General features: G+C 58.2%; 23 protein-coding genes and 1 tRNA gene. 14 read left to right on the top strand and 10 right to left on the bottom strand.

Annotation, left to right across the window (positions count from 1 at the left end; genetic code table 11):
- Positions 1-13: 13 nt before the first annotated feature.
- Entirely contained in the window at positions 14-475 is a 462-nt protein-coding gene (locus tag B3Z17_RS19430) for a GNAT family N-acetyltransferase (protein WP_286831664.1), read from the top strand.
- Here the strand turns inward: B3Z17_RS19430 and B3Z17_RS19435 are convergent.
- The 3 genes from B3Z17_RS19435 to B3Z17_RS19445 all read right to left on the bottom strand — a co-directional run bounded on the left by B3Z17_RS19435 (position 472) and on the right by B3Z17_RS19445 (position 2,915).
- Positions 472-1,839: a pyridoxal phosphate-dependent decarboxylase family protein gene (locus B3Z17_RS19435; protein ID WP_286831666.1), complete on the bottom strand. Its 1,368-nt coding sequence runs from the start codon at positions 1,837-1,839 to the stop codon at positions 472-474. The two genes, B3Z17_RS19430 and B3Z17_RS19435, sit on opposite strands and share 4 nt — an antisense overlap.
- A 1-nt stretch (position 1,840) precedes the next feature.
- On the bottom strand, positions 1,841-2,155 hold the full coding sequence (locus tag B3Z17_RS19440) for an ArsR/SmtB family transcription factor (RefSeq protein WP_286831669.1): 315 nt from the start codon (positions 2,153-2,155) through the stop codon (positions 1,841-1,843).
- 73 nt (positions 2,156-2,228) lie between these two features.
- The gene (locus B3Z17_RS19445) at positions 2,229-2,915 is read right to left on the bottom strand and encodes a gamma-glutamyl-gamma-aminobutyrate hydrolase family protein (RefSeq protein WP_068307231.1); all 687 of its coding nucleotides are present in this window, start codon (positions 2,913-2,915) and stop codon (positions 2,229-2,231) included.
- A gap of 83 nt (positions 2,916-2,998) precedes the next feature.
- On the opposite strand from B3Z17_RS19445, the gene B3Z17_RS19450 reads away from it, so the two are divergent.
- On the top strand, positions 2,999-3,973 hold the full coding sequence (locus B3Z17_RS19450; RefSeq protein ID WP_286831674.1) for an amidoligase family protein: 975 nt from the start codon (positions 2,999-3,001) through the stop codon (positions 3,971-3,973).
- 19 nt (positions 3,974-3,992) lie between these two features.
- Here B3Z17_RS19450 and B3Z17_RS19455 read toward each other — a convergent pair whose 3' ends face one another.
- Together B3Z17_RS19455 and B3Z17_RS19460 are read right to left on the bottom strand one after the other, a co-directional pair.
- Positions 3,993-4,493, bottom strand: a complete 501-nt coding sequence (locus tag B3Z17_RS19455; RefSeq protein WP_068307805.1) for a MarR family winged helix-turn-helix transcriptional regulator — start codon at positions 4,491-4,493, stop codon at positions 3,993-3,995.
- A gap of 76 nt (positions 4,494-4,569) precedes the next feature.
- On the bottom strand, positions 4,570-5,802 hold the full coding sequence (locus B3Z17_RS19460; RefSeq protein WP_286831676.1) for a Zn-dependent hydrolase: 1,233 nt from the start codon (positions 5,800-5,802) through the stop codon (positions 4,570-4,572).
- A 174-nt stretch (positions 5,803-5,976) separates the two neighbouring features.
- Here B3Z17_RS19460 and B3Z17_RS19465 point away from each other — a divergent pair, with 174 nt between their 5' ends.
- From B3Z17_RS19465 to asnB, 4 genes are all read left to right on the top strand, one after another.
- On the top strand, positions 5,977-6,393 hold the full coding sequence (locus tag B3Z17_RS19465; protein ID WP_068307237.1) for a hypothetical protein: 417 nt from the start codon (positions 5,977-5,979) through the stop codon (positions 6,391-6,393).
- 15 nt (positions 6,394-6,408) lie between these two features.
- The gene (locus tag B3Z17_RS19470; RefSeq protein WP_286831679.1) at positions 6,409-7,857 is read left to right on the top strand and encodes a sodium:solute symporter family protein; all 1,449 of its coding nucleotides are present in this window, start codon (positions 6,409-6,411) and stop codon (positions 7,855-7,857) included.
- A 109-nt stretch (positions 7,858-7,966) separates the two neighbouring features.
- Positions 7,967-9,058, top strand: coding sequence for an aspartate/ornithine carbamoyltransferase family protein (locus B3Z17_RS19475; protein WP_068307239.1), 1,092 nt, complete (start codon positions 7,967-7,969; stop codon positions 9,056-9,058).
- A 57-nt stretch (positions 9,059-9,115) separates the two neighbouring features.
- The gene (gene asnB / locus B3Z17_RS19480; RefSeq protein ID WP_286831682.1) at positions 9,116-11,152 is read left to right on the top strand and encodes an asparagine synthase (glutamine-hydrolyzing); all 2,037 of its coding nucleotides are present in this window, start codon (positions 9,116-9,118) and stop codon (positions 11,150-11,152) included.
- Positions 11,153-11,210: 58 nt separating this feature from the next.
- On the opposite strand, the gene B3Z17_RS19485 is transcribed toward asnB, so the two are convergent.
- The 3 genes from B3Z17_RS19485 to B3Z17_RS19495 are packed head-to-tail and all read right to left on the bottom strand — an operon-like array spanning position 11,211 to position 13,945.
- Positions 11,211-12,173 carry a zinc transporter ZntB gene (locus B3Z17_RS19485; protein ID WP_068307243.1) on the bottom strand — a complete coding sequence of 321 codons (963 nt, stop codon included), beginning with the start codon at positions 12,171-12,173 and terminating at the stop codon, positions 11,211-11,213.
- Positions 12,170-13,141 carry a mechanosensitive ion channel family protein gene (locus B3Z17_RS19490; RefSeq protein WP_068307245.1) on the bottom strand — a complete coding sequence of 324 codons (972 nt, stop codon included), beginning with the start codon at positions 13,139-13,141 and terminating at the stop codon, positions 12,170-12,172. The genes B3Z17_RS19485 and B3Z17_RS19490 overlap by 4 nt, the downstream gene beginning before the upstream one ends.
- A 21-nt stretch (positions 13,142-13,162) precedes the next feature.
- Positions 13,163-13,945 (bottom strand): hypothetical protein, encoded by a 783-nt coding sequence (locus tag B3Z17_RS19495; protein ID WP_286831685.1) that lies wholly within the window; start codon positions 13,943-13,945, stop codon positions 13,163-13,165.
- A 118-nt stretch (positions 13,946-14,063) separates the two neighbouring features.
- On the opposite strand from B3Z17_RS19495, the gene B3Z17_RS19500 reads away from it, so the two are divergent.
- A complete protein-coding gene (locus B3Z17_RS19500; RefSeq protein ID WP_286831686.1) occupies positions 14,064-16,046 on the top strand; it encodes a hybrid sensor histidine kinase/response regulator in 1,983 nt (660 codons plus the stop codon).
- Here the strand turns inward: B3Z17_RS19500 and B3Z17_RS19505 are convergent.
- Entirely contained in the window at positions 16,043-16,762 is a 720-nt protein-coding gene (locus B3Z17_RS19505) for a hypothetical protein (RefSeq protein ID WP_286831687.1), read from the bottom strand. The genes B3Z17_RS19500 and B3Z17_RS19505 overlap by 4 nt on opposite strands.
- Before the next feature lie 201 nt (positions 16,763-16,963).
- Here B3Z17_RS19505 and B3Z17_RS19510 point away from each other — a divergent pair.
- From B3Z17_RS19510 to B3Z17_RS19540, 7 genes are all read left to right on the top strand, one after another.
- A tRNA-Thr gene (locus tag B3Z17_RS19510) sits at positions 16,964-17,039 on the top strand.
- Positions 17,040-17,245: 206 nt separating this feature from the next.
- Entirely contained in the window at positions 17,246-17,488 is a 243-nt protein-coding gene (locus B3Z17_RS19515) for a hypothetical protein (RefSeq protein WP_286831689.1), read from the top strand.
- 280 nt (positions 17,489-17,768) lie between these two features.
- On the top strand, positions 17,769-17,894 hold the full coding sequence (locus tag B3Z17_RS19520; RefSeq protein ID WP_286831691.1) for a hypothetical protein: 126 nt from the start codon (positions 17,769-17,771) through the stop codon (positions 17,892-17,894).
- A gap of 62 nt (positions 17,895-17,956) precedes the next feature.
- Positions 17,957-18,385 (top strand): hypothetical protein, encoded by a 429-nt coding sequence (locus B3Z17_RS19525; RefSeq protein ID WP_286831693.1) that lies wholly within the window; start codon positions 17,957-17,959, stop codon positions 18,383-18,385.
- Positions 18,386-18,447: 62 nt separating this feature from the next.
- The gene (locus B3Z17_RS19530) at positions 18,448-19,347 is read left to right on the top strand and encodes a hypothetical protein (RefSeq protein ID WP_286831695.1); all 900 of its coding nucleotides are present in this window, start codon (positions 18,448-18,450) and stop codon (positions 19,345-19,347) included.
- A gap of 523 nt (positions 19,348-19,870) precedes the next feature.
- Positions 19,871-20,419, top strand: a complete 549-nt coding sequence (locus tag B3Z17_RS19535; RefSeq protein ID WP_286831698.1) for a PAS domain-containing protein — start codon at positions 19,871-19,873, stop codon at positions 20,417-20,419.
- 82 nt (positions 20,420-20,501) lie between these two features.
- Positions 20,502-21,410 carry an MBL fold metallo-hydrolase gene (locus tag B3Z17_RS19540; protein ID WP_286831700.1) on the top strand — a complete coding sequence of 303 codons (909 nt, stop codon included), beginning with the start codon at positions 20,502-20,504 and terminating at the stop codon, positions 21,408-21,410.
- On the opposite strand, the gene B3Z17_RS19545 is transcribed toward B3Z17_RS19540, so the two are convergent.
- Positions 21,407-22,039 (bottom strand): hypothetical protein, encoded by a 633-nt coding sequence (locus B3Z17_RS19545; protein ID WP_286831703.1) that lies wholly within the window; start codon positions 22,037-22,039, stop codon positions 21,407-21,409. The two genes, B3Z17_RS19540 and B3Z17_RS19545, sit on opposite strands and share 4 nt — an antisense overlap.
- Between the last annotated feature and the right edge of the window lies 1 nt (position 22,040).

A 22,040-nucleotide genomic window follows, 5' to 3' on the forward strand; every position in this document is an offset into this window, starting at 1 on the left:
GTGACAGCACCCCATGACAGTAATCATCCGAGAGGGTCGACGCGAAGACGCCGCCAAGGCCCACGCCCTTATCCATGCCCTCGCGGTCCATGAAAATGCAGAGCCAGACCTGAAAATCACGGTCGACGCCTTTGAGGCAGCCGCCTTCAGCGCACCGCTCCGCATGGGTTTCATGGTGGCGGAACTGGACGGCGAAATCGTCGGGGTTGTCACCTATGTGCAGCGGTTCCACATCTGGAACAACAGCGACATATTTCAGCTGGATGATCTCTATGTGTCGCCTACTGCGCGCGGCCACGGCGTTGGCAGCCTGCTACTTGACGCATTGGGTGCGAAGGCAAAAGCCATTGGCGCCGGGGTCAAATGGGAAGTGAATGCCGACAATGAAGGCGCGATCCGCCTCTATAAGCGGATCGGCGCCCGTGTCACTGAAAAGGGCGTCTGCTGGTGGCCGCCGGAAAATATCCCCGGCTAGTCTCCCATAATCGCGTTTTTGGCAGCAGCGATGGCGGAAAGCGACCGCTCCACATCCTCATCGGACGTGCGCCAGCTGGACACACTGATGCGTATAGCCGGCTGACCCTTCCACACGGTGGGCCCGAACCAGCATTCGCCTGAAGCCTCCACCAGTGCACGAATATCCGCCAGTTCATCTGGCGTGCCGATGGTCGCCACCACCTGGTTCAGCACCACGTCATTCAGCACCTCGAACCCGATGGCACGCAGGCCTTCTGCAAAAGTCTGCGCATGGTCGCAGCAGCGCCCAATCATGCTTTTCACGCCAGCGTGCCCCAGGCTTCTGAGCGCGGCCCACACTTCAACACCGCGTGCCCGGCGCGAAAACTCCGGCACCATATCCTTGGGCGCCACGCTTTCTTCTGCCTTGAAGTAAGGCGCGACAGTGGCCATGGCCATATGCAGGTCATGGGGGTGACGGGTCATCACGATGCCGCAGTCATAGGGCGTATTCAGCCATTTGTGGGCGTCAGTGGCCAGGCTGTCCGCCTTCTCAATGCCGATGAAATCATCAGCCCGGCGCGCCAGCAGGCGGCCCCACAGGCCAAAGGCGCCGTCCACATGCACCCAGGCGCCCGCGGCCTGGGCCTTGTCGCAGATGGCCCCGATCGGGTCGATGGCGCCCGAGTTCACATTGCCTGCCTGCGTGCAGACAAGCGTCAGCGCGTCCAGTTCAGGTAATTCTTCCGCCAGCATGGCGCCGTTGGCATCCGACGGCACGCGCGTCACACGCTTCTTGCCGAAGCCCAGCATCGACAGCGCTTTTTCAACCGTCACATGCACCTCTTCAGACACCACCACCTTCACTTCTGGGGCACCATAAAGGCCCTGTTCCTCCACATTCCAGCCCGCGCGTTCCAGGAGCGCATGCCGCGCGGCGGCAAGGCCGGTGAAATTGGCCATGGTGGCGCCTGTGGTCATGCCGATACCGGTATGGTCCGGCAACCCAAGGATTTCCCGCAGCCAGCGGCCCGCGACTTCCTCAAGCTTCACCCCGGTGGGGGAATTCATGAAGGATGATGGGCTTTGGTCCCACGCGGTTGCGATCCAGTTGGCCGCCACGGTAACGGGCAGCGATCCGCCCACCACAAAGCCGAAATAGCGGCTGCCCATGGTGGCCACCGTTGCCGGGCTGCCATTTCTGTGCAGCATGCTCAGGATTTCATGATCGGCGGACCCGTGCGGCGGCAGGGGTTCTTCAAAGGCTTCAAGCCCGGCAAGCGCCTCTTCACCCGGATAAACAGGCTGGTCCGCCACCTGTTCCAGATACTCGATCGCATAGGCCTGGGCGGCCTGCAGGGGCCGGGTAAATTCGTCTGACATGTTACATATCCTCACTGATTTTTTTCTTGAGCGCGCAGATGAAGGCTTCATCGCGGCGGTAGAACACCCACCCCTTCTTGCGCGTCGGTATGATAAGCCCGGCGTCTGCAAGCACCTGCAGGTGCCGTGACGCTGTGGGTTGGGCCACCCCCATCTTTTCCGTCAGCCAGTTGGAGCAGACGCCGTCTTCCACGAGGTCACCATCCACCTGGGGCGGGAAATTGCCCAGCGGGTCCTTGAGCAGCGCCATCACCAGCAGCCGCTTGTCATTTGCCAGCGCCTTGAGCGCCTTCTCTATATCGATTGATTTAGCCATATAGCAAATATGCTATATTGATATATGAAGTTCAAATGAACTTTTCTAACAGCCCGCGAAACTTTTGCTGGGGTCAGGCTTCCCTGTTGCGGGCTGCGTGCTCACACAAAAGGCGAAACAGGCTGACCTGCCGCCTTGAGAAAGGCAACAGCTCCGGGTGCCACTGGACGCCCAGCAAAAACGGCCGTTCAGCGTGCTCCACCCCCATGATCATGCCGTTCCGGTCATAGGCCACCGCGTCCAGCCCGCGCCCCAGGCTGTCCACCGCCTGTCGGTGCAGGCTGTTTACCTTCACCGATGCGCTGCCCATGATGCGCTCCAGCCGGCTGCCGGCCTTCATCTTGACGGTCCGCAGCGGCAACAGGATACGGCGCTGGGGCGCTCCTTCGAATACAGTCCTGATATCCTGAAACAGCGTGCCGCCGAACCAGACATTGATAAGCTGCGCCCCACGGCAAATGCCCAGCACCGGCAGGCCGCGGTCCAGCGCCTTTTCAAGCATCTCGCGCTCCAGCGCGTCTCGCTTGGGGTCGGGCCGAATGGTCAGCGACATCTCGCCGTTATAAAGCTCCGCGCCGATATCATCGCCGCCGCCGATCACCAGCCCATCCAGCGCGTCAATATCCGCCGGGGCCCTGGGCTGGCTTTTGACCGCCTTGCCGCCCCCACGCCAGATGGCGAAGCGGTTGAAGGTCCAGCTTATGAAACTGCCCCTGTTGGAGCAGGTCACCCCGATTAACGGTTTTTCAGGGTTCGTCATGGCGTCTCCCGATCATTCCCGTTAGGATACACAGGTTCACCCAATGCATCAAATAACCCTCAAAGGACGTATCGCTTCAGGCAATGACCCCACCAGGAACCAGTTCTTCACAGTCACGCCAGAATGACCGGAAAGTCGGCGTTGAGATCGAATTCGCAGACCTCCTGCCAGACATGGCTGCCAAAGTGGTCGCAGACTGCCTCAAGGGCAGCACAGATCAGACCGACCTCTATTGCTGGCAAGTGGAAGGCACAGACCTTGGGGATTTCACGGTGGAACTGGACACCCGCTATGTCAAAAAATCCAACAATGCAGCCCAGCGCGCCCTTGAAGAGACCAGCGAAGAACTTGGCGAAGACCTGCGCCGCCTGATCGGCAGCATGAGCGAAAACATCGTGCCCACCGAAATTGTTGGCCCACCAATGCCTGCGGGTGACCTGAATATGCTGGACGACCTTGTCACCGCGCTTAGGCAAGCGGGGGCGAAAGACAGCTCAGGCAACCCGCTATATGCATTCGGACTGCACCTGAACCCTGACGTGCGCGGCGAAAAAGTTGCGGATATCCTGCCAACCCTGCAGGCCTATGTGCTGGCGTCAGTCTGGCTGAGGGAAGAGATCGGCATCGATCTGGCCCGCAAGGCGTTGCCTTATATCGATCCATTTCCGCGCAGCTACGTCCTCCATATCACAGACCCGGATTATGCGCCTGACCAAGACCAACTGATCGACGATTATCTGGCTGACAATGCCACCCGCAACCGGGAGCTGGACATGCTGCCCCTGTTCGCGCATCTGGACGAAAGCCGTGTTCAGGATGTGGTGGATGACCCGCGCATCAAACCGCGCCCCACATACCATTACAGGCTGCCCGAAGCGCGCCTGTCGGACTCCAAATGGACAATCCAGCAGGAATGGGACCGCTGGTGCCTCATTGAGGCGCTGGCTGATGACACAGAAAAGCTGGCAGAGCTGGCACAGCTGTACCACGACACGCTGCGCTGGAACTGGAAGGAGGTTTGCTGCACCTTCATGGAAGACTGGCGCCGCAAGAATTGATTGGGCGGCAAGGGCAGCCTTATTTGTCCGAAGGCGGCGCGTCCTTGCCTGCAGGCAGGATATCACCAATATCGAGGATCGGCGACGCATCCAGGTCTTCCGCGTCCATCATGGAAGCAACGCGCTGAAGTGAAGACACCAGCATGGTGCGCTCCCAGTCCTCAAGCGTCCTGTACCGGCGCAGGAACCCGGCCTGCAACAGCTCCGGCGCTTCTTCAAGCCGCTTCTGGCCATCGGCCGTCAGGCAGGCATACACAATCCGCTTGTCGCTTTCGCTGCGTTCGCGCCGCACCAGGCCCGCTTTTTCCAGACGGTCCAGGATCGATGTGATTGTCGCCTGACTGAGCGCCACTTCACGCGCCACAGTACTTGGAGACGCGCGGCCTTCCTTCCGGATCGCCATCATCACCACCAGCTGCGGGGCCGTAAGACCCGACTGTTTCACCAGCTGCTTCGACTGCAGATCAATCGCCCGGGTGATCCGGCGGATGGAAATCAGGATGTCGTCGTAATCATTCATGGCTTGCTCACTTAGACTGCGTACAGTCAGTGGATGTAGCGGGATTTTGTCGTCAGTGCAATCCATTGAAGTCCTCCTACTCCTTCGCCAGGTCGATAACGCAGTCCAGCAACACGTTGGCGCCGCGTTCGACATCCACCCAGTGGGTCCATTCATCCGGTGCGTGGCTCACCCCTTTCACGCTGGGCACGAAGATCAGCCCGGCGTCTGTCACTCGCGCCAGAAACTGCACATCATGGCCCGCACCGGACGGCATGCGCATATAGCTGTAGCCGCGCTTTTTCGTGTTTGCCTCAATCAGGTCCGTCACCTTGCCGCTGCAATATTGGGGTTCCAGCCAGCTCATTTGCTCATATTCGAACATCAGCCTGTTCTTGCGCGCGATGGACGACAGAACACGCCTGCAGGCATTGGCCAATCCCTTCATCACCTCACCGTCCAGGTCACGGCCCACGATGGTGAAATCCACCTCGCCCGGCACCGTGTGCGGGAAGCCGGGCTTGAGCGCCACGTGACCGATGGTGATGCGCGACCGGTCAGTGCCCTCTTCATCAATGATGCGCTGTATCTCATGGGCGAAATCGGCCAGCCCCAGAAAGGCGTCAGAGCGCATATCCATGGGGGCGGTGCCCGCGTGATCGGCCTTCCCAATCAGCCGCACCATCCATTTGAACACGCCGGAAATGCCGTCCACCACGCCAATGGTTTTTTCCTTGGCCTCAAGAACCGGACCCTGCTCCACATGCAGCTCGATAAAGGCACGCAGGTTTTCGCGGTTGCGGTAGGCATGCAGGGCATCCAGATGGTTCATGCCGTGGGCCGCCATCGCCTCCTTAAGCAGAACGCCATTGGCGTCCTTGGCGCCCTCCAGCCAGTCCATGGTCAGGCACCCCGCAAGCGCCTGGGCGCCCAGCATGCCGCCAAAACGGCCTTCTTCTTCCGCTGTCCCGACAATCTCGATCGGATAGTCCAGCTCAATGTCGTTTTCCTTGATGGCACGAACGCATTCGATGCCCGCCATTACGCCAAGCGCGCCATCAAACAGGCCCCCGGCGGGAACAGTATCCAGATGTGAGCCCACCATGACAGCAGGCTTGTCTTTGGGGCCATAGCGCCCAATCACATTACCTGCGCCGTCCATGCGGGTCTCCATGCCCAGCTCTGCCATCAGGTTCATCACCCAGCGCCGGGCTTCCATGTCAACGTCGGAAAAGCCCTGCCGGTAGATGCCCTTGTCAGCCTCGTTGTACCCGAACTTGGACAAGGCAAGCAGGTCGCGCTCAATTCTTTGAACTGAAATATCTGGCATATACGGTCCCTTCTGTCGCATGTGAAAATCAGCGATCGTTTCTCTTGCGAGCCGATCTTAAATATATTTGATTTGAATTCAAAATATTAATGATCTAGAGTCGTCGCACTGAAACACAAAAAAACTGATATTAACACTAGGTTTTTAAAGAAGGGCTTTAGAAAACATCTCGTTATGGTTTTACGTGCTGTAATAATTCTGGCCGCACTGCTGGTCCCGAATGCACCTGCTTTTGCCACCGGCCTCACTGTGGCTGATGATGGCACAAGCGCCGGATACATCACTCTGGCTTGGCCCGACACTCGGGGAAATAGCTTCGAACTCAAACAAAAAACAGCTTCGGGTTGGCACACGCTTTATACGGGTGGCGACCGCGCCACGACATTGAGTGGCCTACCGGATGGCAGCTATGAGTTCCAGCTGACCGCCGATGGCGCCCGGGTGGGCACACCCGTTACCGTGACCGTCAGTCACCATCCCTTAAGCCGGGCCTGGGGCTTCTTTGCCGTTGGCGCTTTCATGTTTATTGCCCTCACCGCCTTTCTTGTCCTTGGCGGCCGCGCAGTCGATTCCGATCAGACCGCGGCCTGATTCCGGGAATATTCCATGCTCAATACTGATACCGTAATGCCCGCATCCGTTGCCTGGCTTATCATTGCAGCCTTCTCCCTCTTGTGGGTCTGGCTGGGCTGGTGGCTTGGCCGCAAGAACGACACGCTGGACGACTATATGTTGGCCGGCCGCAAGGTGGGGATGGGCTTTGCCGTCGCCACCGCGATGGCCACCTGGGTTACGTCAAACACCACCATGACCGCGCCGCAGCTGGCCTACCAGCTGGGTATCTGGGGCATGGTGGGCTACAGCCTGGGCGCTGTGGGCCTGATGCTGTTCGCGCCGCTGGCGCGCCGTATCCGCACCATGATGCCCGGCGGCTTCACCAGCGGTGACTTCATTCGCCTGCGTTACGGCAACACGACCTGGCGCATTTTCCTGGTGATCAGCTTCTTCTACAGCCTTGGCTGGCTGATCAGCCTGGGCATGGCCGGGGGCCTTTTGATCAACGCGCTTGCGGGCATACCCTATGCGTACGGCATGACGGTGATTGTGGTTGTCTGCACGCTCTACACTGTCTTTGGCGGCCTCAAGGCCGTGATCGGGACAGACTTTGTTCAGACCATCCTGATCCTTGTGGGTGTGGTGATCCTGGCCGTGCTGGTGATCAATGAAGTGGGCTTTGACGCCATCCATGCGCAGCTTGAAGCTGAACGGCCGGAGCTTCTGAACCTGCTGCTGCCCGCCTCTATCATGTTCCTGTTTAACAACCTGTTCTTCGGCGTCGGCGAGATTTTCCATTCAAACGTCTGGTGGTCGCGCGCCTTTGCCTTTGCCGAAGGCGTGGGCTTCAAGGCCTACGCGCTCGCGGGGCTGTTCTGGCTGCCGATCCCGATTGTGGCGGGCTTTATTGCGCTGGCAGCCCCTGCCCTTGGCATCAATGTGCCCTCGCCCGACATGGTCGCACCGCTTGTGGCCGGAAAGCTTTTCGGCCTCGCAGGCGCCATTCTGGTGTTTGTGGTGGTGTTCGCAGCGCTTGCCTCCAGCCTGGATAGCGTGCTGGCCGCCACCTCGGACTTGGTCGTCAAGGACATCTATAAAGGTCATATCCGCAAACAGGCCACAGATGCGGAACTTCGGAAAGCCGCGGTTTGGATTGTGCTGGGCCTCGGTGCCCTCACCTGGATTCTCAGTGTGCCGAAAATGGCCACGCTCGGGTCGCTCTTGCATTTCACCGGCGCTTTCGTTGCCAGCACCATCTGGCCGATTGCGATCGGGATCCTGAACCGGCGCGGCAATGGCACACTGGCCTCCGCCGCCATGGTGCTCGGGACCGCAAGCGGCCTCTATGCCTATTTTACCATCGGCTTCTATGTGGCAGCGCTTGTTTCCGCTGCCGTATCCATGCTGGTGATGTTGCTGGCGTTCCGCAGTGAACCCACATTCGACTGGGCCCTCCTGAAGGGCTCATCCTCCCCTCAATCCAACGGAGAGACATCATGATTTCCGCCGCAGGGTTGTCTGCCCTGGTGGTGCCCGCGCTTGCGCTGGCCACCGTGACACCCATTGTTCTTATTTATCTTGTCTGGCGTGACGTGAAGGAGAAGTCGCTATGGTAGGTGCAGAAAAAGCAATCTTCGAAGGTGCGGCCTCGTTCGAGCCCGAGCGCCCGGATGTATACGGCAGCGCCCACCCCAAGGGCCTGCTGCGGGCGGTGCAGGAAGAGCATGAGTATCTGCTGACCCTGTCGAAAAACCATGTGGCTTCGGCCGCACAGTTCGAGCGTCCACTGCTGACCCAACTGTTCCGTCTGGCAGCCAAATATGAGGCCAACCCGGACCGGTTCGCGACGCCGATGAAGCCACTGTCCGGCAAACTGCTGATCAGCGCCTTCTATGAGCCGTCCACCCGCACCCGGCTGTCGTTCGAAAGCGCCTGGCACCGGCTGGGCGGGGACATCATGTCGATCACCGACCGCTCCACCACTGGCATCGCCAAGGGCGAAAGCCTGTCTGACGTGGCGGAGATGTTCAACAACTACGGCGACTGTGTCGTGCTGCGTGACAATGCGGAATCGTCTGTGATGGAAATGATGGGCGCCTTGCGTATCCCGATCATCAATGCCGGCAACGGCATGGACGAGCACCCGACACAAGCGCTGGCCGACCTTTACGCCATCATGAAATGGCGGCCCGACCTGCTGGCCGAAGAGCCGGAGAACAAAATCAGGATCGGCATCGTAGGCGTGCCCAACCGCATGCGGACGGTCCGCAGCCTGCTGACGCTCCTGTCCCGTTTTTCCAATTCTTTCGAAGAGGTCGTTGTGATCCATGACGACAAGAACGGCGACGTCTGGGCGCCAGAGCAGAAAGAAAACCTGCTGCGTGAAGGCCTGAACATTCGCGAGAGCGATGACCTGGACAAGGAACTTCCTGAGCTGGACGTCGTTTATATCAACGCAATCGCCTGGGTAGCGGACGGCTTTGAGGTGATGGGCAAAAACCTGAAGCTGGACAAGGACTCGCCGCTCAAGAAAGACTCGATCATCCTGCACCCGCTGGCGCGCGGTGACGAGCTATGCACCTCGCTCGATGACACCGCGCACAATTGGTATTTCGCCCAGGCCCGCGGCGCTGTGTTCATGCGCATGGCCCTTCTGACCTGCATTGTACAGCGAACCGAAATGGTGATGGACGTGGTCTGACAAACCGGAATACGCGCCCGAACCCCGATCCAAGTTTAGAGAAAAGAGGCAGACCCCATGTGTGGCATTGCTGGTATTTTTTACCGAGAGAAGAACCGTCCCGTTAACGCGCAATTGTTGGCCAATATGGCCGCAATCCAACACCACCGTGGGCCCGACGGCTTCGGTGTGGAAGTGATGGACGGCCAGGGCGTCGGGTTTTCGCACGCCCGCCTGTCGATCATCGACCTCAATGAAAACCGGGCGCGCCAGCCCTTCCGCAGCGCGGACGACAGCCTGTTGCTGGCTCACAATGGCGAATTTTATGACTATCAGCGCATCCGCACGGACCTCACGAGCCGCGGCGCGCGCTTTAGTACCAAAAGCGACAGTGAGATCATCCTGCATCTCTACCCGCGCTTCGGCCTCGAAGAGACACTGAGGCGCCTTAGGGGCGAGTTCGCCTTCGCGCTTTATGACGAAAAGGAAGACGCCCTCCATCTGGTGCGCGACCGCTTCGGCATCAAACCGCTTTACTATCATATGAGCGACACAGGCGTTGTGTTCGGGTCTGAAATCAAGGTGGTGATGGCGCACCCGGATGTGCCGCGCCGCTTCAACAATGAAGGCCTCCTGCACCAGCTGATGCAAGTCATGGTGCCGGGCACCACGCCTTATGAAGGCATCCACCAGGTCAAGCCGGGGCATATTGTTACCTTCAAACGCCAGGGTCTTGGATATCAGGTACAGGACCGCCCTTACTGGGATTTCGAATTCCCGGAAGCCGATTTCCACAAAGGCCCGAAGGACGAAGACGAGAGCATCGAAGCCGTGCGCGAAGGCCTTACGGAGGCTGTGCGCCTGCGCCTTGAAGCCGACGTACCCGTGGGCTGTTACCTCTCCGGCGGGGTGGACAGCTGCTCAATCCTTGGTCTCTCGGCTGCCATGCGCCAAACCCCGGTAAAAGCCTTCACAATCGGCTTCACCGACAAAGCCTATGACGAAACCCCCATCGCGCAGGAAATGGCCGCCGCCACTGGCGCCGACCAGGATATCCTGCGGCTGGACGCCAACCAGCTGTATGGCCACTTTGAGAAAACGGTCTGGCACGCGGAACGCACCATCTATAACACGCTGGCCGTCGCCAAATATCTGATGAGCAAACATGTTCACGAAGCAGGCTACAAGGTAGTGGTCACCGGCGAAGGCTCTGACGAGCTGTTCGCAGGCTACCCAAGCTTCCGGCGCGACCTGTTCCTGCACGGCCTGGATGACCTGGAGGCGTCCGAGCGAGAGCGCTGGCAATCCATGCTGGGCGAAAGCAATGCGCTGTTCAAGGGCGCCATGCTGGCCGAAGAAGCACACGAGGACATGTATCTGACAGACCGCGTGGGCTTCACGCCAAGCTGCCTGCAGCCGTGGCTTTCCTGTGAGGACACGGCGCGCGGCGTCCTGAACCAGGACCGGGCCGCTTTGCTGGCTGACTATAAGCCCGGCTTCGCCATCGCAGAAAAGCTGGACCGCACCAAGCTGGATGGCCGCCATCCGCTGGACCGGGCGCAGTATGTCTGGTCGAAAACCATGCTGGAAGGCCAGATCCTGACCTGGGGCGGTGACCGGGTGGATATGGCCAATTCCATGGAAGCGCGACCGGCGTTCCTGGATCATCATCTGGCGGAAATGGCGACCAAGATTCCGCCGCTGCACCGCATCAAGGACCGCAAGGAAAAATATGTGCTGAAGGAAGCCATGAAGGGGCTGTTGCCGAAAACGCTGTATGAGCGTGAAAAATTTGCCTTCATGGCGCCACCGGCGACCATCAACAAGGACAAGTGGAACGCCATGAGGGCGCTGGCGGACGAGCATCTGAGCGAAAGCGCCGTCGCGGAAAGCGGCCTTCTGGATGCCGCCTCTGTCCAGGGCCTGATCGCTGAGGCTGAGAGCGACGCCACACCGCGGGCCCGCAAGGTGCAGCTGGACGCTGTGATCAACCACATGCTGGGCGTACAGATGCTCTATAAGCATTTCGTATCGACAGATGTGCCGGCGCTTGCGGAAGCCAAAGCCAAGGAACTGGGCTGGACGGCTGACGCCAACATCAAGGCCGCCGGTTAGGCCTGAAGCCAGTAGCTAGTAACGAGGCGTCAGTCCACCGACTGGCGCCTTTTTACGTTCAGAACCAGCCGCCGCGGCGGAAATACAGAAGCTGGCATATGGCAATGGCGGCACAGCCCCCGGCCACCCACCAGAAAGCCGTGGCGTCATCCGCCCCCGGCATACCGCCCACATTGATGCCCAGAAGGCCCGTGAGGAAGCCAAGCGGCAGGAAGATCGCCGCCACGATCGACAGCGTATACATGTTGCGGTTCAGCTTGTCTGAAATGGCAGCCAGCATTTCCTCATGCTGGAACTGTAGCTGTTCACGCGCGGCGTCCAGGTCCTCGATATGGCGGGCCAGATGATCGCCCGCGTGCCTCAGCCGCCGGGTTGCCTTATCGCCCAGCCAGTCCTGCGCCAGTCCCTGCAGCTGGCTGATTGCCTGCTTCATCGGCACCAGATACCGCCGGATAAACAGCACAGTTTCCCTGAGGCTGTTCAGGTGCGAGCGCAGGTCCCCCGGCTTGCCTTCAAGGGCCGCGATCTCCAGCTCGTCAATATCGTCCAGAAGCTTGCCAATGGGGCCAGCCATGTTGCCAATGATCTCCACCGCGAGGCTCACGACCACCTCTGATGCAGTCACCGGTTTGTCAGAGGCTTTCAACTTGTCGATCAGCTTCCGCACCGCCATCACAGGTCGCCGTTCAGCGCTGATCACATGCTTGCCGTCGCTCCATATCCTGAGCGACACCATGTCATCGGGTTCGGCCTCGGGGTTCATGTTCATGCCGCGCAGGATGATCAGATATTCCTTGCCGAAATCCTCCACATGCGGGCGGGTATCCGCGGCGCACAAGGCTTCGATCATGGCGCTGTCCATATAGGGTGCCGCCTTGGCCAGTTGCTCGGCCGCACCGTCGTCCGCCACATTCACATGCAGCCAGATGGGCTCGTCAATCTCACCCTGCACGTCTTGCGGGGATTTGGCTTCATGGTCAGGGTCCAGATACCGGGCATCAATGATGAAACTGTTGCTCATGCCTTGGCCTCCGCCGGCAATGCGCCAGATTTGATGTGCAGGTCCCGCTGCGGGAACGGAATTTCCACGCCCGCCGCCTGGAACTTGCGCCAAATGGCAAACTGAACATCGCTTTTCGGCTCGCGCCGGCCTTCCGTGACGTCATCAACCCAGAAATAGACGCTGAAGTTGATGGAACTGTCGCCGAATGCATCCAGGAAGCACTGGGGCTTCGGGTCGGCGCTGCAGCGCGGGTGCTCGGACGCGGCCTCAAGCAGCAGCTCCTTGACCTTATCGAGGTCAGAGCCATACGCCACCCCAACCGTGATTTCCACGCGGCCCTTGGTGTTGGTGAGCGTCCAGTTGATCACCTTGTTGGTGATGAAATCCTCATTGGGAACCATCACTTCCTTGCCGTCGAAGGTTTCCACCAGCGTATAGCGGGCGCCGGAGTGACGCACGAAACCCTGGGTGCCGTCCGTCAGCTCCACAAGGTCATCAAGCTCCACCGATTTTTCGGCCAGCAGAATGACGCCGCTGATGAAATTCGATGTGATTTTCTGCAGCCCGAAACCGATACCAATACCGATGGCACCGCCGATGACGGTCAGCGCCGTCAGATCGATACCCATGACATCGAGCGCCAGAACCGTGGCCAGGAAATAGACGATCAGCGTCGCTGCCTTGGTGATCAGCTCACGGTTGCTGGCCCGCACGCTGGTAATCTTGCCCACGCGTTTTTCAAACTGGTCCACACTAACGGAGGCCAGCCACATGAACACAATGATAACCGTCATCGCCTTCAGAATCTTGTAGGGCGATACGGTGAAATCGATAAAGCGGAAGGTCAGTTTTTCACTGTCCAGCAATTGCTCGACAGGCGCCAGGTACCCCAGATAGGAAGCTGCGATCAAGCTGCTGAGAGCAATGAGCACAAAGCCCTTGGCGGTTACCGTTCGCGGCCTGAAAATACTTTTCAGAACTGTCATATAGTCCCCCTTCTGGTCCCATTAATGTTCGGGAACACTGTCACCCACGATTTCCTTGTATGGCTCAACGTAGGGCTTTGTTGCTTCGGCGATAGCGCCGGTTTCCCGCGCCTGCTTCAGGCAGCCATTGAACCGGTCCCGGTCAGCTTTGCGGCGAAAATGCAGTTTATCGCCAAGCTCCTGAAATAACGCAACAAACTTCATCCTGGGCCAATTGGCGTCGCCATATTCGGCGCCGTTCAGGGCCACCTGATCCATATAATCGATGGCGAAAATCAGCCCGTCAGTAATAAACACATCCACATCGTCATTGACGAGCGCGAGACGCGAGGCAAAACCGGCTGGGGCTTCCCAGTAGCTGTCAAAAGCGGGCAAAGCTTCTGCAAGATTCGGAAACAATTCGATTGCTCCGCCAAAGCCCAGGACCCGAAGCCCCTTGAGGTCCGCCAGGGTCTCGATCTTGAGATCCTTTGACGCCAGGAAAGCCACCCCATTGCGCGAATGGATAAAGTCATCGCCAGGGAAACCGCTGACCCCCGCACTGTCCCACACGATGGCCACGGCGTCGAAGGACTTGTCGGTTTCAAAATCCTGCCAATGCTGCCCCCACCGGCTCGACACCAGCGTGAAAGACGTATCGCAGGCATCAAAAATGGCCTTCAGCGCCCCTGCACTGCGGCCATCAGCCTGCTGATTGAAGTGGCCCGATAGGATGGGAACCGCAATTTTCATATCCGCGCGCGCCACCGAAGCGACCAGGAGCGATATACCTGCGAACGTCAGAACCATACGGGTCAAACCCATGAACCACCTCACTTTTCCGCATTCTCACTGACACAATAAAGGGTTCGCTTTCACTTGAATAGGCGATATTTCCCTTTATCCCGATGCAGTCCATAACTATGGTAACGTGAATTGCAGGTTGGGGAAACTGCCTTGCTCCGAGATCAAGGCAAACGAAGGCTACACCTTGGGACCACTGCGTGCTGCAATTGAGGATGTGCCAATCCGTTATTTCATCACCGGCGGTTTTCTGCTGGCTGGACTGGTAACAGCGCTCATCAATTTTACCGTCGCCCTGCCACGCGCAGAACAGCAAGCTTTTGAACTTGCTGAAGAAGATTTCGATTCCGACATGAGAGACATGCACGTGCGCCTGACAGCCCTGCTGGCCCAGGGCAACCGCACAGCCGTCAATCTGGGCATCTTCAGCGCCGCCAGCAAATCGGACCATGTCGCCCTTTTGGTCGTTGGCGACGACCAGAAAGTGCGCTTCGCGGACAATGTATCCCACAAAGGCCGCCTGGCAACCGACCTGCCCCTGGGGATCAAACCCGCCATGCTGAAGCGCGCGACCCTGACCGGCCAACTGATCACAGAACAGGACCACCAGAGACGATGGCTCATCGGCTATATCGGGCTTGGCTATATCGAGGGCGGCCAGATGCACCGCGATGTACTTGTGATGGTGCGCAGCACGGCCACCTTGCAGGCCCGCATCAGCGACGTTCTCGTGTGGCCCATCACGCTTCTCGGGGTAACGCTTCTGGTCCTGGCGGCGCTCATCACTGTGCTTTTGTGGCGCAAGGTGGATACCCGCGTCAGCTCGCTTGTGCGCGCGTCCCGGCAACTATCTGGGGACCATGATACGCTTGATCTGGCCGTCGAAGGAAAGGACGAGTTGGGCCAGATCGCCGATGAACTGCGGCGCACCCACTCCCTTCTCGGTATTCAGCGCGATGAACTGGAGGCGGCGATTGCCCAGGCGGAAGCCGCCAACCAGGCCAAGTCCGAGTTTTTGTCGAACATGAGCCACGAAATTCGCACACCGATGAACGGGGTGATCGGCAGCCTGCAGCTGATGCTGTCCTCAAGAAGCGATAACGAGCGCGGCGAACTGGCCGAAGCTGCCCACAGTTCGGCGCTTGCCCTTCTTCATATCATCAATGACATCCTGGATTTTTCCAAGCTTGAAGCCGGCAAGATCGACATCAAGGCCGCGCCCTTCCTGCTGGCGCGCACCCTGCGCGACACGGAACTGTTGATGCGCCCAATCGCCCAGGAAAGAGAAAACAAACTGATCATCGATGCCGACAGCGATACCGACATCTGGATTTCAGCCGACGAAGTGCGCCTGAGGCAGGTGATCAACAATCTGGTGGGCAATGCGCTGAAGTTTACCAAAAGGGGTACCGTGACAATCCGGCTGTCTCTTGACCTAGCGGACACGGGGCCAGGCAAGTTGAAAATTTCCATCATCGATACCGGCGTTGGTATTTCGGAAGGTGATGTAACGCGGCTGTTCCAGCGCTTCAGCCAATTGGAAAACGCCCGCAAGGTGGGCGGCACGGGCCTGGGACTTGCCATCAGTGAACAGTTGGTAAAACTGATGGGCGGCGAGATCGGTGTCAAAAGCACCCTGGGCGAAGGCAGCGAATTCCATTTCTGGGTGCCTGTCAGCCGCGAGATTACACCAGAGCAACCCGGTGCAACAAAAGAAATTCGGGTTTCTTCCGCCTCGATTCTGGTGGCTGAAGACGTCAAGCTGAACCAGATTCTGATTCAGAAGATGCTGACCCAGCTTGGGCACAAATGCGTCATGGCCAGCGATGGTTTCGAAGCCATCGAAAAGCTCCAGTCATTCGGCGCGGAAGCCTTCGACCTGATCCTGATGGACAACCAAATGCCCGGCATGGACGGGATCGAAACCGTGCGGCGCATCCGCAAGATGAACAAGGATATCGCCGCCATTCCCATCATCGCCCTGACGGCCGATGCCATGGCCGAACAGCGCCAGGCCTTCAGGGAAGCCGGCATGGACGGTTTTGTCAGCAAGCCCATTGAGATCGACCGGTTGCGCTTTGAAATTGTCCGGCTATTGAAGCCAGCGGGCGACGGCGCCTAGACCAGCCCACGCTTGCGGTAGGACCGCAGGCTTTCAAGCGACCTGCTATAGTGATAGCGGACCTGATCAGCCTCATAACGGTGTTCGGCAGCGACAGGACATGCGAGACGGGCCTGGCAGGCCTCAGCGCAGCTGGACCCATCCGACAGGCGGTGATCAAAACAGCGCCCGGACAGGAACTCACCGTCCGTGACCGCTGCGGCCGGACAGGCCTTGATGCAGGGTTTGTCTTCGCACGCATCGCACGGGGACGTGTCTCGTGGGCGGGAGACAGGCGTGAAGCGGCTATCAGCCAGCACCAACGCCCGGTAAGCAAACCAGCTGCCCCAGTCGCGGTTGATGCCCACCCGGAACTTGGATGTGTGGTGCCAACCTGCCAGTTCACCCATACGGATCAGCGGAACCGGGTTATCAGACGGCGGATAGAGAAACGCATATCCAGCGCACGCGGGACTGGCGTCCAGATAAGCGGCTGCGGCCTTGCGGCTGTGGCTATCTATTGGGTCATCGACACCGAGGCCGTCCGCTCCCACAGCCTGCCACAGCGCCGTGCCGCCGTGCCCGAGCAGAATCAACTGGTGAAATCGGGAAGCCTCCATGCCCGCGCCCATGAGGGCGTCGCGCACGTCGGCAGGCAAAGCCTCTAGCGCGAAAACAGCATGAAGGTTCAGCCCGGCCCGCGCCAAAACACCTTGTTCGTCAAAAAGATACTGCAAGCCCTGCCCCCAGCTTTATTCCGGTTTGATGCCTGGCACCGTACCGGCCCGCGCAGGCGCTTGCAAGCACCGCCATAGGCGCCAGAACCCGGCGCAATACGCCTTGTGAAAAAATCGTACAAAAGGGGCTTGCACTGATTTTTTTTTGTGCTAGAAGATGCGCCCACGGACACGGCGCCACCGCGCGCCAGTTGGAAAAGTGCCGGTATAGCTCAGTTGGTAGAGCAGTTGATTTGTAATCATCAGGTCCCGAGTTCGAATCTTGGTGCCGGCACCACTTTCCCTCCGATTTCCCCAAGCCATTTGATCATGACAGTGCCCTTGCACCAGCGGGACCGCGACGTTTGCTGCTGGCGTCTGCGCATGCTGCTGCCTGGCTTGCCAATCTGTCAGGCTGGCGGGCTGCCGGGTGGTAATTCGGGGGTGGCATCGCCATATACAGGATCGCAGCAAATTCATGCTGCACTTTTGAAAGGACATATCATGTCCAAAAAATCCGGCAATCCAACCCCAAGAACCCCTGCAAACACAGACAAAGGCGGCCTGGCCGCATCCCCTGACCTGTTCAGCCCAACCGTCACACCCTCCGACCTTGATGAAATGGCCAAATACGGAATCAAATGCATACCGGTGGATTACTTCCATTTCGGTGATTTCCGCTACACAAACCTGGCCGACGCCATTGCCCAGGCCAAAAGAGGCTGCGGCACCCTGTCGGAAGTCTAGACCTTCCGCCAGCCAGAACCCTGGCCTCCGCGCTTCTCTATCAATCACCTGATCCTCCATCCAGGCTACCCTGGATGGACGGCTTTACGCGCGCCTACCCAAGTATTTAAAACAATAAAAACTCAGTATTATTGAAATAAAATTAAAAATAAAAACAACTTATCTCCATCAAATTAAATAATTAAATATCATTTTATTTTATTGATATTGAATATTCTTAAATAAACACCACATAAATAAAGGGCGGAGATCATCTTCTTCCCACATAGAAAGAACCAAAATGACTTACAAAGATTTGTTCAAGCCAAAAAAAGAAGCGACATCACCAGAAGCCCAAGCTACTGATGCGCCAAAAGCCGCCCCAGCGACTGAAGCAAAAAAAGTAACCACAGCGCCGAAGTCCTGATTCAGCGCCCCAAAGGGGGCGGGACATTCTCTCCCCCTCTTCTCCTGTCCAGGCGATAGGACATGAACAGAAACTACAAAACACACATTGTATTCATCCACCCGTTTGCGATCGCCGGGTATAAAGAAACCCTGCCCGCAGGCACATACCGCCTGGACGTCGAAGAGGAGCGCATCGAAGGCCTCTCCTTCACGGCCTTCAAGCGGAAGGAAGTCACCCTTCACTTGAACCAGAACCCGAAACGCCCCGGCGTCAGCGAAATGCTCACGCTTGCTCCTCACGAAATTGACGCCGCGATGGTCTGGGACCGACGGCGCGACACGGCTGTCGACCATAGCCAGCCACGCGCACGGCTTTTTGCCCCTTCCTTGTCGCAGTCCGCCATAGACCGCGGCGAAAACGAAGGCATGCTGTGGGTCAGAGACGACGGGACCGATCCTCAGTCGCCTTACCCCGACGACAAAAAGTTTCTCGACGGCAAGGACAATTGATGAAGCTCGTGCGAACGCCCGGCGAAAAAAGCCACCCCCTTGACCCCGAAAGGACACCCCCCTTGCCAACAGCAGTCCGTATCAGAACCTGCGCCTTTTATGTCCTGACATGCACAGTGATGCTGTTTTACGGCTCACTGATCGCGATGGCCGAGGACACGGCAGCCAACATTCCGGAAAACGCCAGCGAGCGAAACTATGGCGGCGGTTGGGAATGCGACCCGGGCTTTATGGAATCCCGCGGGTCATGCGACACTGTCACTGCCCCTGAAAACGGATACCTGACTGGTAAAAGCTATGGCAAGGGCTGGGAATGCAGTTTCGGCTACCGCCAGGAATCCCGGTCGTCAACCTGCGTGCCCGTCACGCCGCCAACAAACGCCCATCTTACCGATTCCGCCTATGGCAGCGGCTGGAAGTGTGACCGCGGCTTCCGTGAGCGCAGAGACACCTGCGTTGAGGTGACAATCCCGGAAAATGGCTACCTTCAAGACGACACTTGGGCCTGTGACCGAGAATTCCAGCGGCACGGCAATTCTTGCGTCGCCATACAAGTGCCTGAAAATGGCTACCTTTCCGACTCCCGGTCTGGCAAAGGCTGGGATTGCGCCTACGGCTTCCGCCCTAAAGGCACCACCTGCGCCCCCATCCCTGTGCCCCGCAACGGCTTCCTGACCAGCAGCCCTTACGGCAAAGGCTGGGATTGCGACCGCGGCTATGAAGCGATCAATGAGAAGTGCGCGGCCATCAAAGTGCCAGCGCACGCCTATCTCGAAGTGTCGTCCTACCGAACCGGCTGGGCATGCGAACGCGGTTATCGCAGGGAATTGGACCGTTGCCTCGCCGTTCGAGTTCCCGCCAATGCGCACCTGGACTATGCCGGTGACGGCTGGGATTGCAACGCCCCCTTTATAGAGGAACATAACCAATGTGTATTGCAGATTGCCCGGAACCAGCGCTAAGGCCTGCCGTCCGGCGCCAACTTGGCCGGCCCTCATGACCGGGCCTGGCCATAACGCCCCGCTGCAGGAAGATAGCCCCGCGCAGCAGGCGAAAACAAGGGTTTGCCTGAAATGCAAGACCCCCTTCGAAAGCGCCTGGATCGGCGAGCGCATCTGTGGGCGCTGCAAAAACACCGGGGTCTGGAAAAATGGCGTCGCTGTCAACTCCGGCCGCAGAAATGCCATGCGCCGCAGCACCCCTGGCACCGCCGACCGCTAGGTCAGCGGGCGCCCCTATCAGCCTGCCCCTCCCGAATACGCTTCACAAGGCCTGCGTCGAACCGTCAAAGCCGCCAACCCGATTCCCGGGCAGGAAATTGCGGCTTTGACACACTCTGGGAAACAATCTTTCCCATTCGTGCTTTGTTCCCCACAATTTGCCGGTAAGGCGCATTTTTTCTGAAGAAAATAGTTAAATTTACTTTAACCAAATCGTCATATCAGGTAGACAGCCGCCAGTTTCGAGTTTTTAAGGACTGCCCCAATGTCGGCTGGCATTTCAATTTTGAAGGACCTTGTGTCCAGTGGTTCCGGTGGATCATCCACAGGCGCCCACCCGAAAGGTGTGCTGTCCGAGGACGGCGGCGAGGCCATGATCCGCCAAGCGGAACTCGCGGCACTCTACCAGTTCTGGGTCGACAAGAAATCCAGCCTCGGCAAAATTCCCTGCCGCGCCGACTTCAGCCCGCTCGAGCTCACGCGCCTCCTGCCCCATATTGCCCTGGTCGATGTCGACTATGCGTCCGGCACGCCACAATTCACTTTCCGCCTGTGCGGCACCCAGATTGCCGAAGACAGCGGCGTGGACCTGACAGGCAAGACCTGGAGCCACTTCCCGAATTCCGAGCAAGTGATCAAGCGCGCCATCAAGCTGACAGAAAACCTGCAGCCCTATTATGCCACCAACATCCAGGCCAAATGGGCGCCCAAGAATTTCCATCATTATTCGGTGCTGGCCCTGCCGCTTTCAAAAGACGGCGAGCAAGTGGACATGATCCTTTATGGTGTCATGTTCCATCCTTACACCTCCTGATCCGCCCCAAACAAATTTAGCCCTCCCCCGTTTTCGCCTTCCGTGCCATAGTCCCGGAAACACTATTCACTAGGGGAAGTCCATGCGCGGCCTGATCATTTTCTGTCTAATCACCAGCCTGTTCACAGCCAACGCCACAGCCGAGGACAGCATGAAGCTTGTGATGCTCGGCACCGGCACCCCGAATGCTGACCCGGCCCGGTCTGGCCCTGCCTTGGCAGTCACTTATGCGGGCAAGGCCTATCTGGTGGACGCGGGGCCCGGCGTTGTGCGCCGCGCGGCAGCCGCCGAACAGAAGGGCGTAATGGAGCTCGCGCAACCGAATCTCGACCATGTGTTCATCACCCACCTGCATTCCGACCATACGCTGGGCCTTGCCGACCTGATCTTCACCCCCTGGGTGCTGGAGCGCGACCATCCGCTCACGCTCTATGGCCCCACCGGCAGCGCCGATATGGTCGACCATCTGTCAAAAGCCTATGCGGTTGACGTGGCGATGCGCCTTGGCGGCCTCGAGCCCGCCAACCCGGACGGATATAAGGTGACGGTGCAGGAGATCGGCCAGAACAAGGTCCTGATCGACACACCGGACATCCGCATCAGCGCCATTCCGGTGTTGCACGGCAGCTGGGAGGAAGCGTATGGCTTCAAATTTGAAGCCGACGGCAAGACGATTGTGGTCTCCGGCGACGCACGCCCGAGCGGCCGGCTGCTTGAGGCTGCACGCCACGCCGATATATTGGTGCATGAGGTTTATTCCGACGCCGGCTGGCTGAGGCGCGAGCCGGTCTGGCAGAAATATCACAAAAGCTTCCACACGTCGGCGACCGAGCTGGCGGAACTGGCAAACAAGGCCAAACCCAAGCTCCTGGTGCTGACCCACCAGCTTTACTGGGGTACGTCAGACGAGGATCTGGTGAAGGAAATTCGCGCGGCAGGCTACAAAGGCCCACTGATTTCAGCCAAAGACCTGGATATTTTCACCCCTTAAGGTTCGAGTATTTCCATATTTGATAAGTAGCCGTCACATCCTTGAAAATAATTGGAAACCTTTTCCATCACCTCCGCAAGAGTTTCGAGATGCAGATCACTGTATGCCAATGGTAACGGACTACCATTTTTATCAACCGGATAGCGAAAGGAATAAGATTGCGGATCGATCTTTGCAAATTCTGCAATAATTTCACCGACAACAGGATCAGCTTCATCTGGATCAGGAGTGCCGTAGGCATCCAATAGCTTTAAAAACTCCTCCCAAAGAAAACGGAGGTCATGTTTGGCCCAGTTGGGCTGGACACCGACTTGAGGGCCGTATGTTGCCAAAAAATATTTTAGCGATAGCTCTAAAAATTGCCGATAGTTGAAAATAATCGAGAAAACCAGTAGATCGCGATCTGCGAGATTTTCTCGCACATAATCAATCGATATGTCTGCTGCCTTTTTATATCCCTGTGTCATCAGCACTAAACGAGCAAACCAATTTGCTGCAACATTAGCGTTGTCGAGAGGAGTTTCTCTCTCAACAAAAGGCAAATCACCTTGGCTAGGCCACTTGAACGGCGATTCCAAGAGCCTCTCGAAATCCTGTATTGAGTCCTCAAGTGCTTTTTTCTTAGCCACC

This window comes from Kordiimonas sp. UBA4487, assembly GCF_002389025.1.
In the GTDB taxonomy this organism is placed as follows: Bacteria; Pseudomonadota; Alphaproteobacteria; order Sphingomonadales; family Kordiimonadaceae; genus Kordiimonas; species Kordiimonas lacus.

What these genes read in the sequence shown, in the direction of transcription:
- B3Z17_RS19535 (WP_286831698.1), top strand. Translation starts at nt 19,871, where the DNA reads ATGTCGGCTGGCATTTCAATTTTGAAGGACCTTGTGTCCAGTGGTTCC.
- B3Z17_RS19450 (WP_286831674.1), top strand. Translation starts at nt 2,999, where the DNA reads ATGACCCCACCAGGAACCAGTTCTTCACAGTCACGCCAGAATGACCGG.
- B3Z17_RS19440 (WP_286831669.1), bottom strand. Translation starts at nt 2,155, where the DNA reads ATGGCTAAATCAATCGATATAGAGAAGGCGCTCAAGGCGCTGGCAAAT.
- B3Z17_RS19525 (WP_286831693.1), top strand. Translation starts at nt 17,957, where the DNA reads ATGAACAGAAACTACAAAACACACATTGTATTCATCCACCCGTTTGCG.
- B3Z17_RS19460 (WP_286831676.1), bottom strand. Translation starts at nt 5,802, where the DNA reads ATGCCAGATATTTCAGTTCAAAGAATTGAGCGCGACCTGCTTGCCTTG.
- B3Z17_RS19455 (WP_068307805.1), bottom strand. Translation starts at nt 4,493, where the DNA reads ATGAATGATTACGACGACATCCTGATTTCCATCCGCCGGATCACCCGG.
- B3Z17_RS19515 (WP_286831689.1), top strand. Translation starts at nt 17,246, where the DNA reads ATGTCCAAAAAATCCGGCAATCCAACCCCAAGAACCCCTGCAAACACA.
- B3Z17_RS19430 (WP_286831664.1), top strand. Translation starts at nt 14, where the DNA reads ATGACAGTAATCATCCGAGAGGGTCGACGCGAAGACGCCGCCAAGGCC.
- B3Z17_RS19435 (WP_286831666.1), bottom strand. Translation starts at nt 1,839, where the DNA reads ATGTCAGACGAATTTACCCGGCCCCTGCAGGCCGCCCAGGCCTATGCG.
- B3Z17_RS19520 (WP_286831691.1), top strand. Translation starts at nt 17,769, where the DNA reads ATGACTTACAAAGATTTGTTCAAGCCAAAAAAAGAAGCGACATCACCA.
- B3Z17_RS19475 (WP_068307239.1), top strand. Translation starts at nt 7,967, where the DNA reads ATGGTAGGTGCAGAAAAAGCAATCTTCGAAGGTGCGGCCTCGTTCGAG.
- asnB (WP_286831682.1), top strand. Translation starts at nt 9,116, where the DNA reads ATGTGTGGCATTGCTGGTATTTTTTACCGAGAGAAGAACCGTCCCGTT.
- B3Z17_RS19485 (WP_068307243.1), bottom strand. Translation starts at nt 12,173, where the DNA reads ATGAGCAACAGTTTCATCATTGATGCCCGGTATCTGGACCCTGACCAT.
- B3Z17_RS19540 (WP_286831700.1), top strand. Translation starts at nt 20,502, where the DNA reads ATGCGCGGCCTGATCATTTTCTGTCTAATCACCAGCCTGTTCACAGCC.
- B3Z17_RS19495 (WP_286831685.1), bottom strand. Translation starts at nt 13,945, where the DNA reads ATGGGTTTGACCCGTATGGTTCTGACGTTCGCAGGTATATCGCTCCTG.
- B3Z17_RS19445 (WP_068307231.1), bottom strand. Translation starts at nt 2,915, where the DNA reads ATGACGAACCCTGAAAAACCGTTAATCGGGGTGACCTGCTCCAACAGG.
- B3Z17_RS19465 (WP_068307237.1), top strand. Translation starts at nt 5,977, where the DNA reads ATGGTTTTACGTGCTGTAATAATTCTGGCCGCACTGCTGGTCCCGAAT.
- B3Z17_RS19470 (WP_286831679.1), top strand. Translation starts at nt 6,409, where the DNA reads ATGCTCAATACTGATACCGTAATGCCCGCATCCGTTGCCTGGCTTATC.
- B3Z17_RS19490 (WP_068307245.1), bottom strand. Translation starts at nt 13,141, where the DNA reads ATGACAGTTCTGAAAAGTATTTTCAGGCCGCGAACGGTAACCGCCAAG.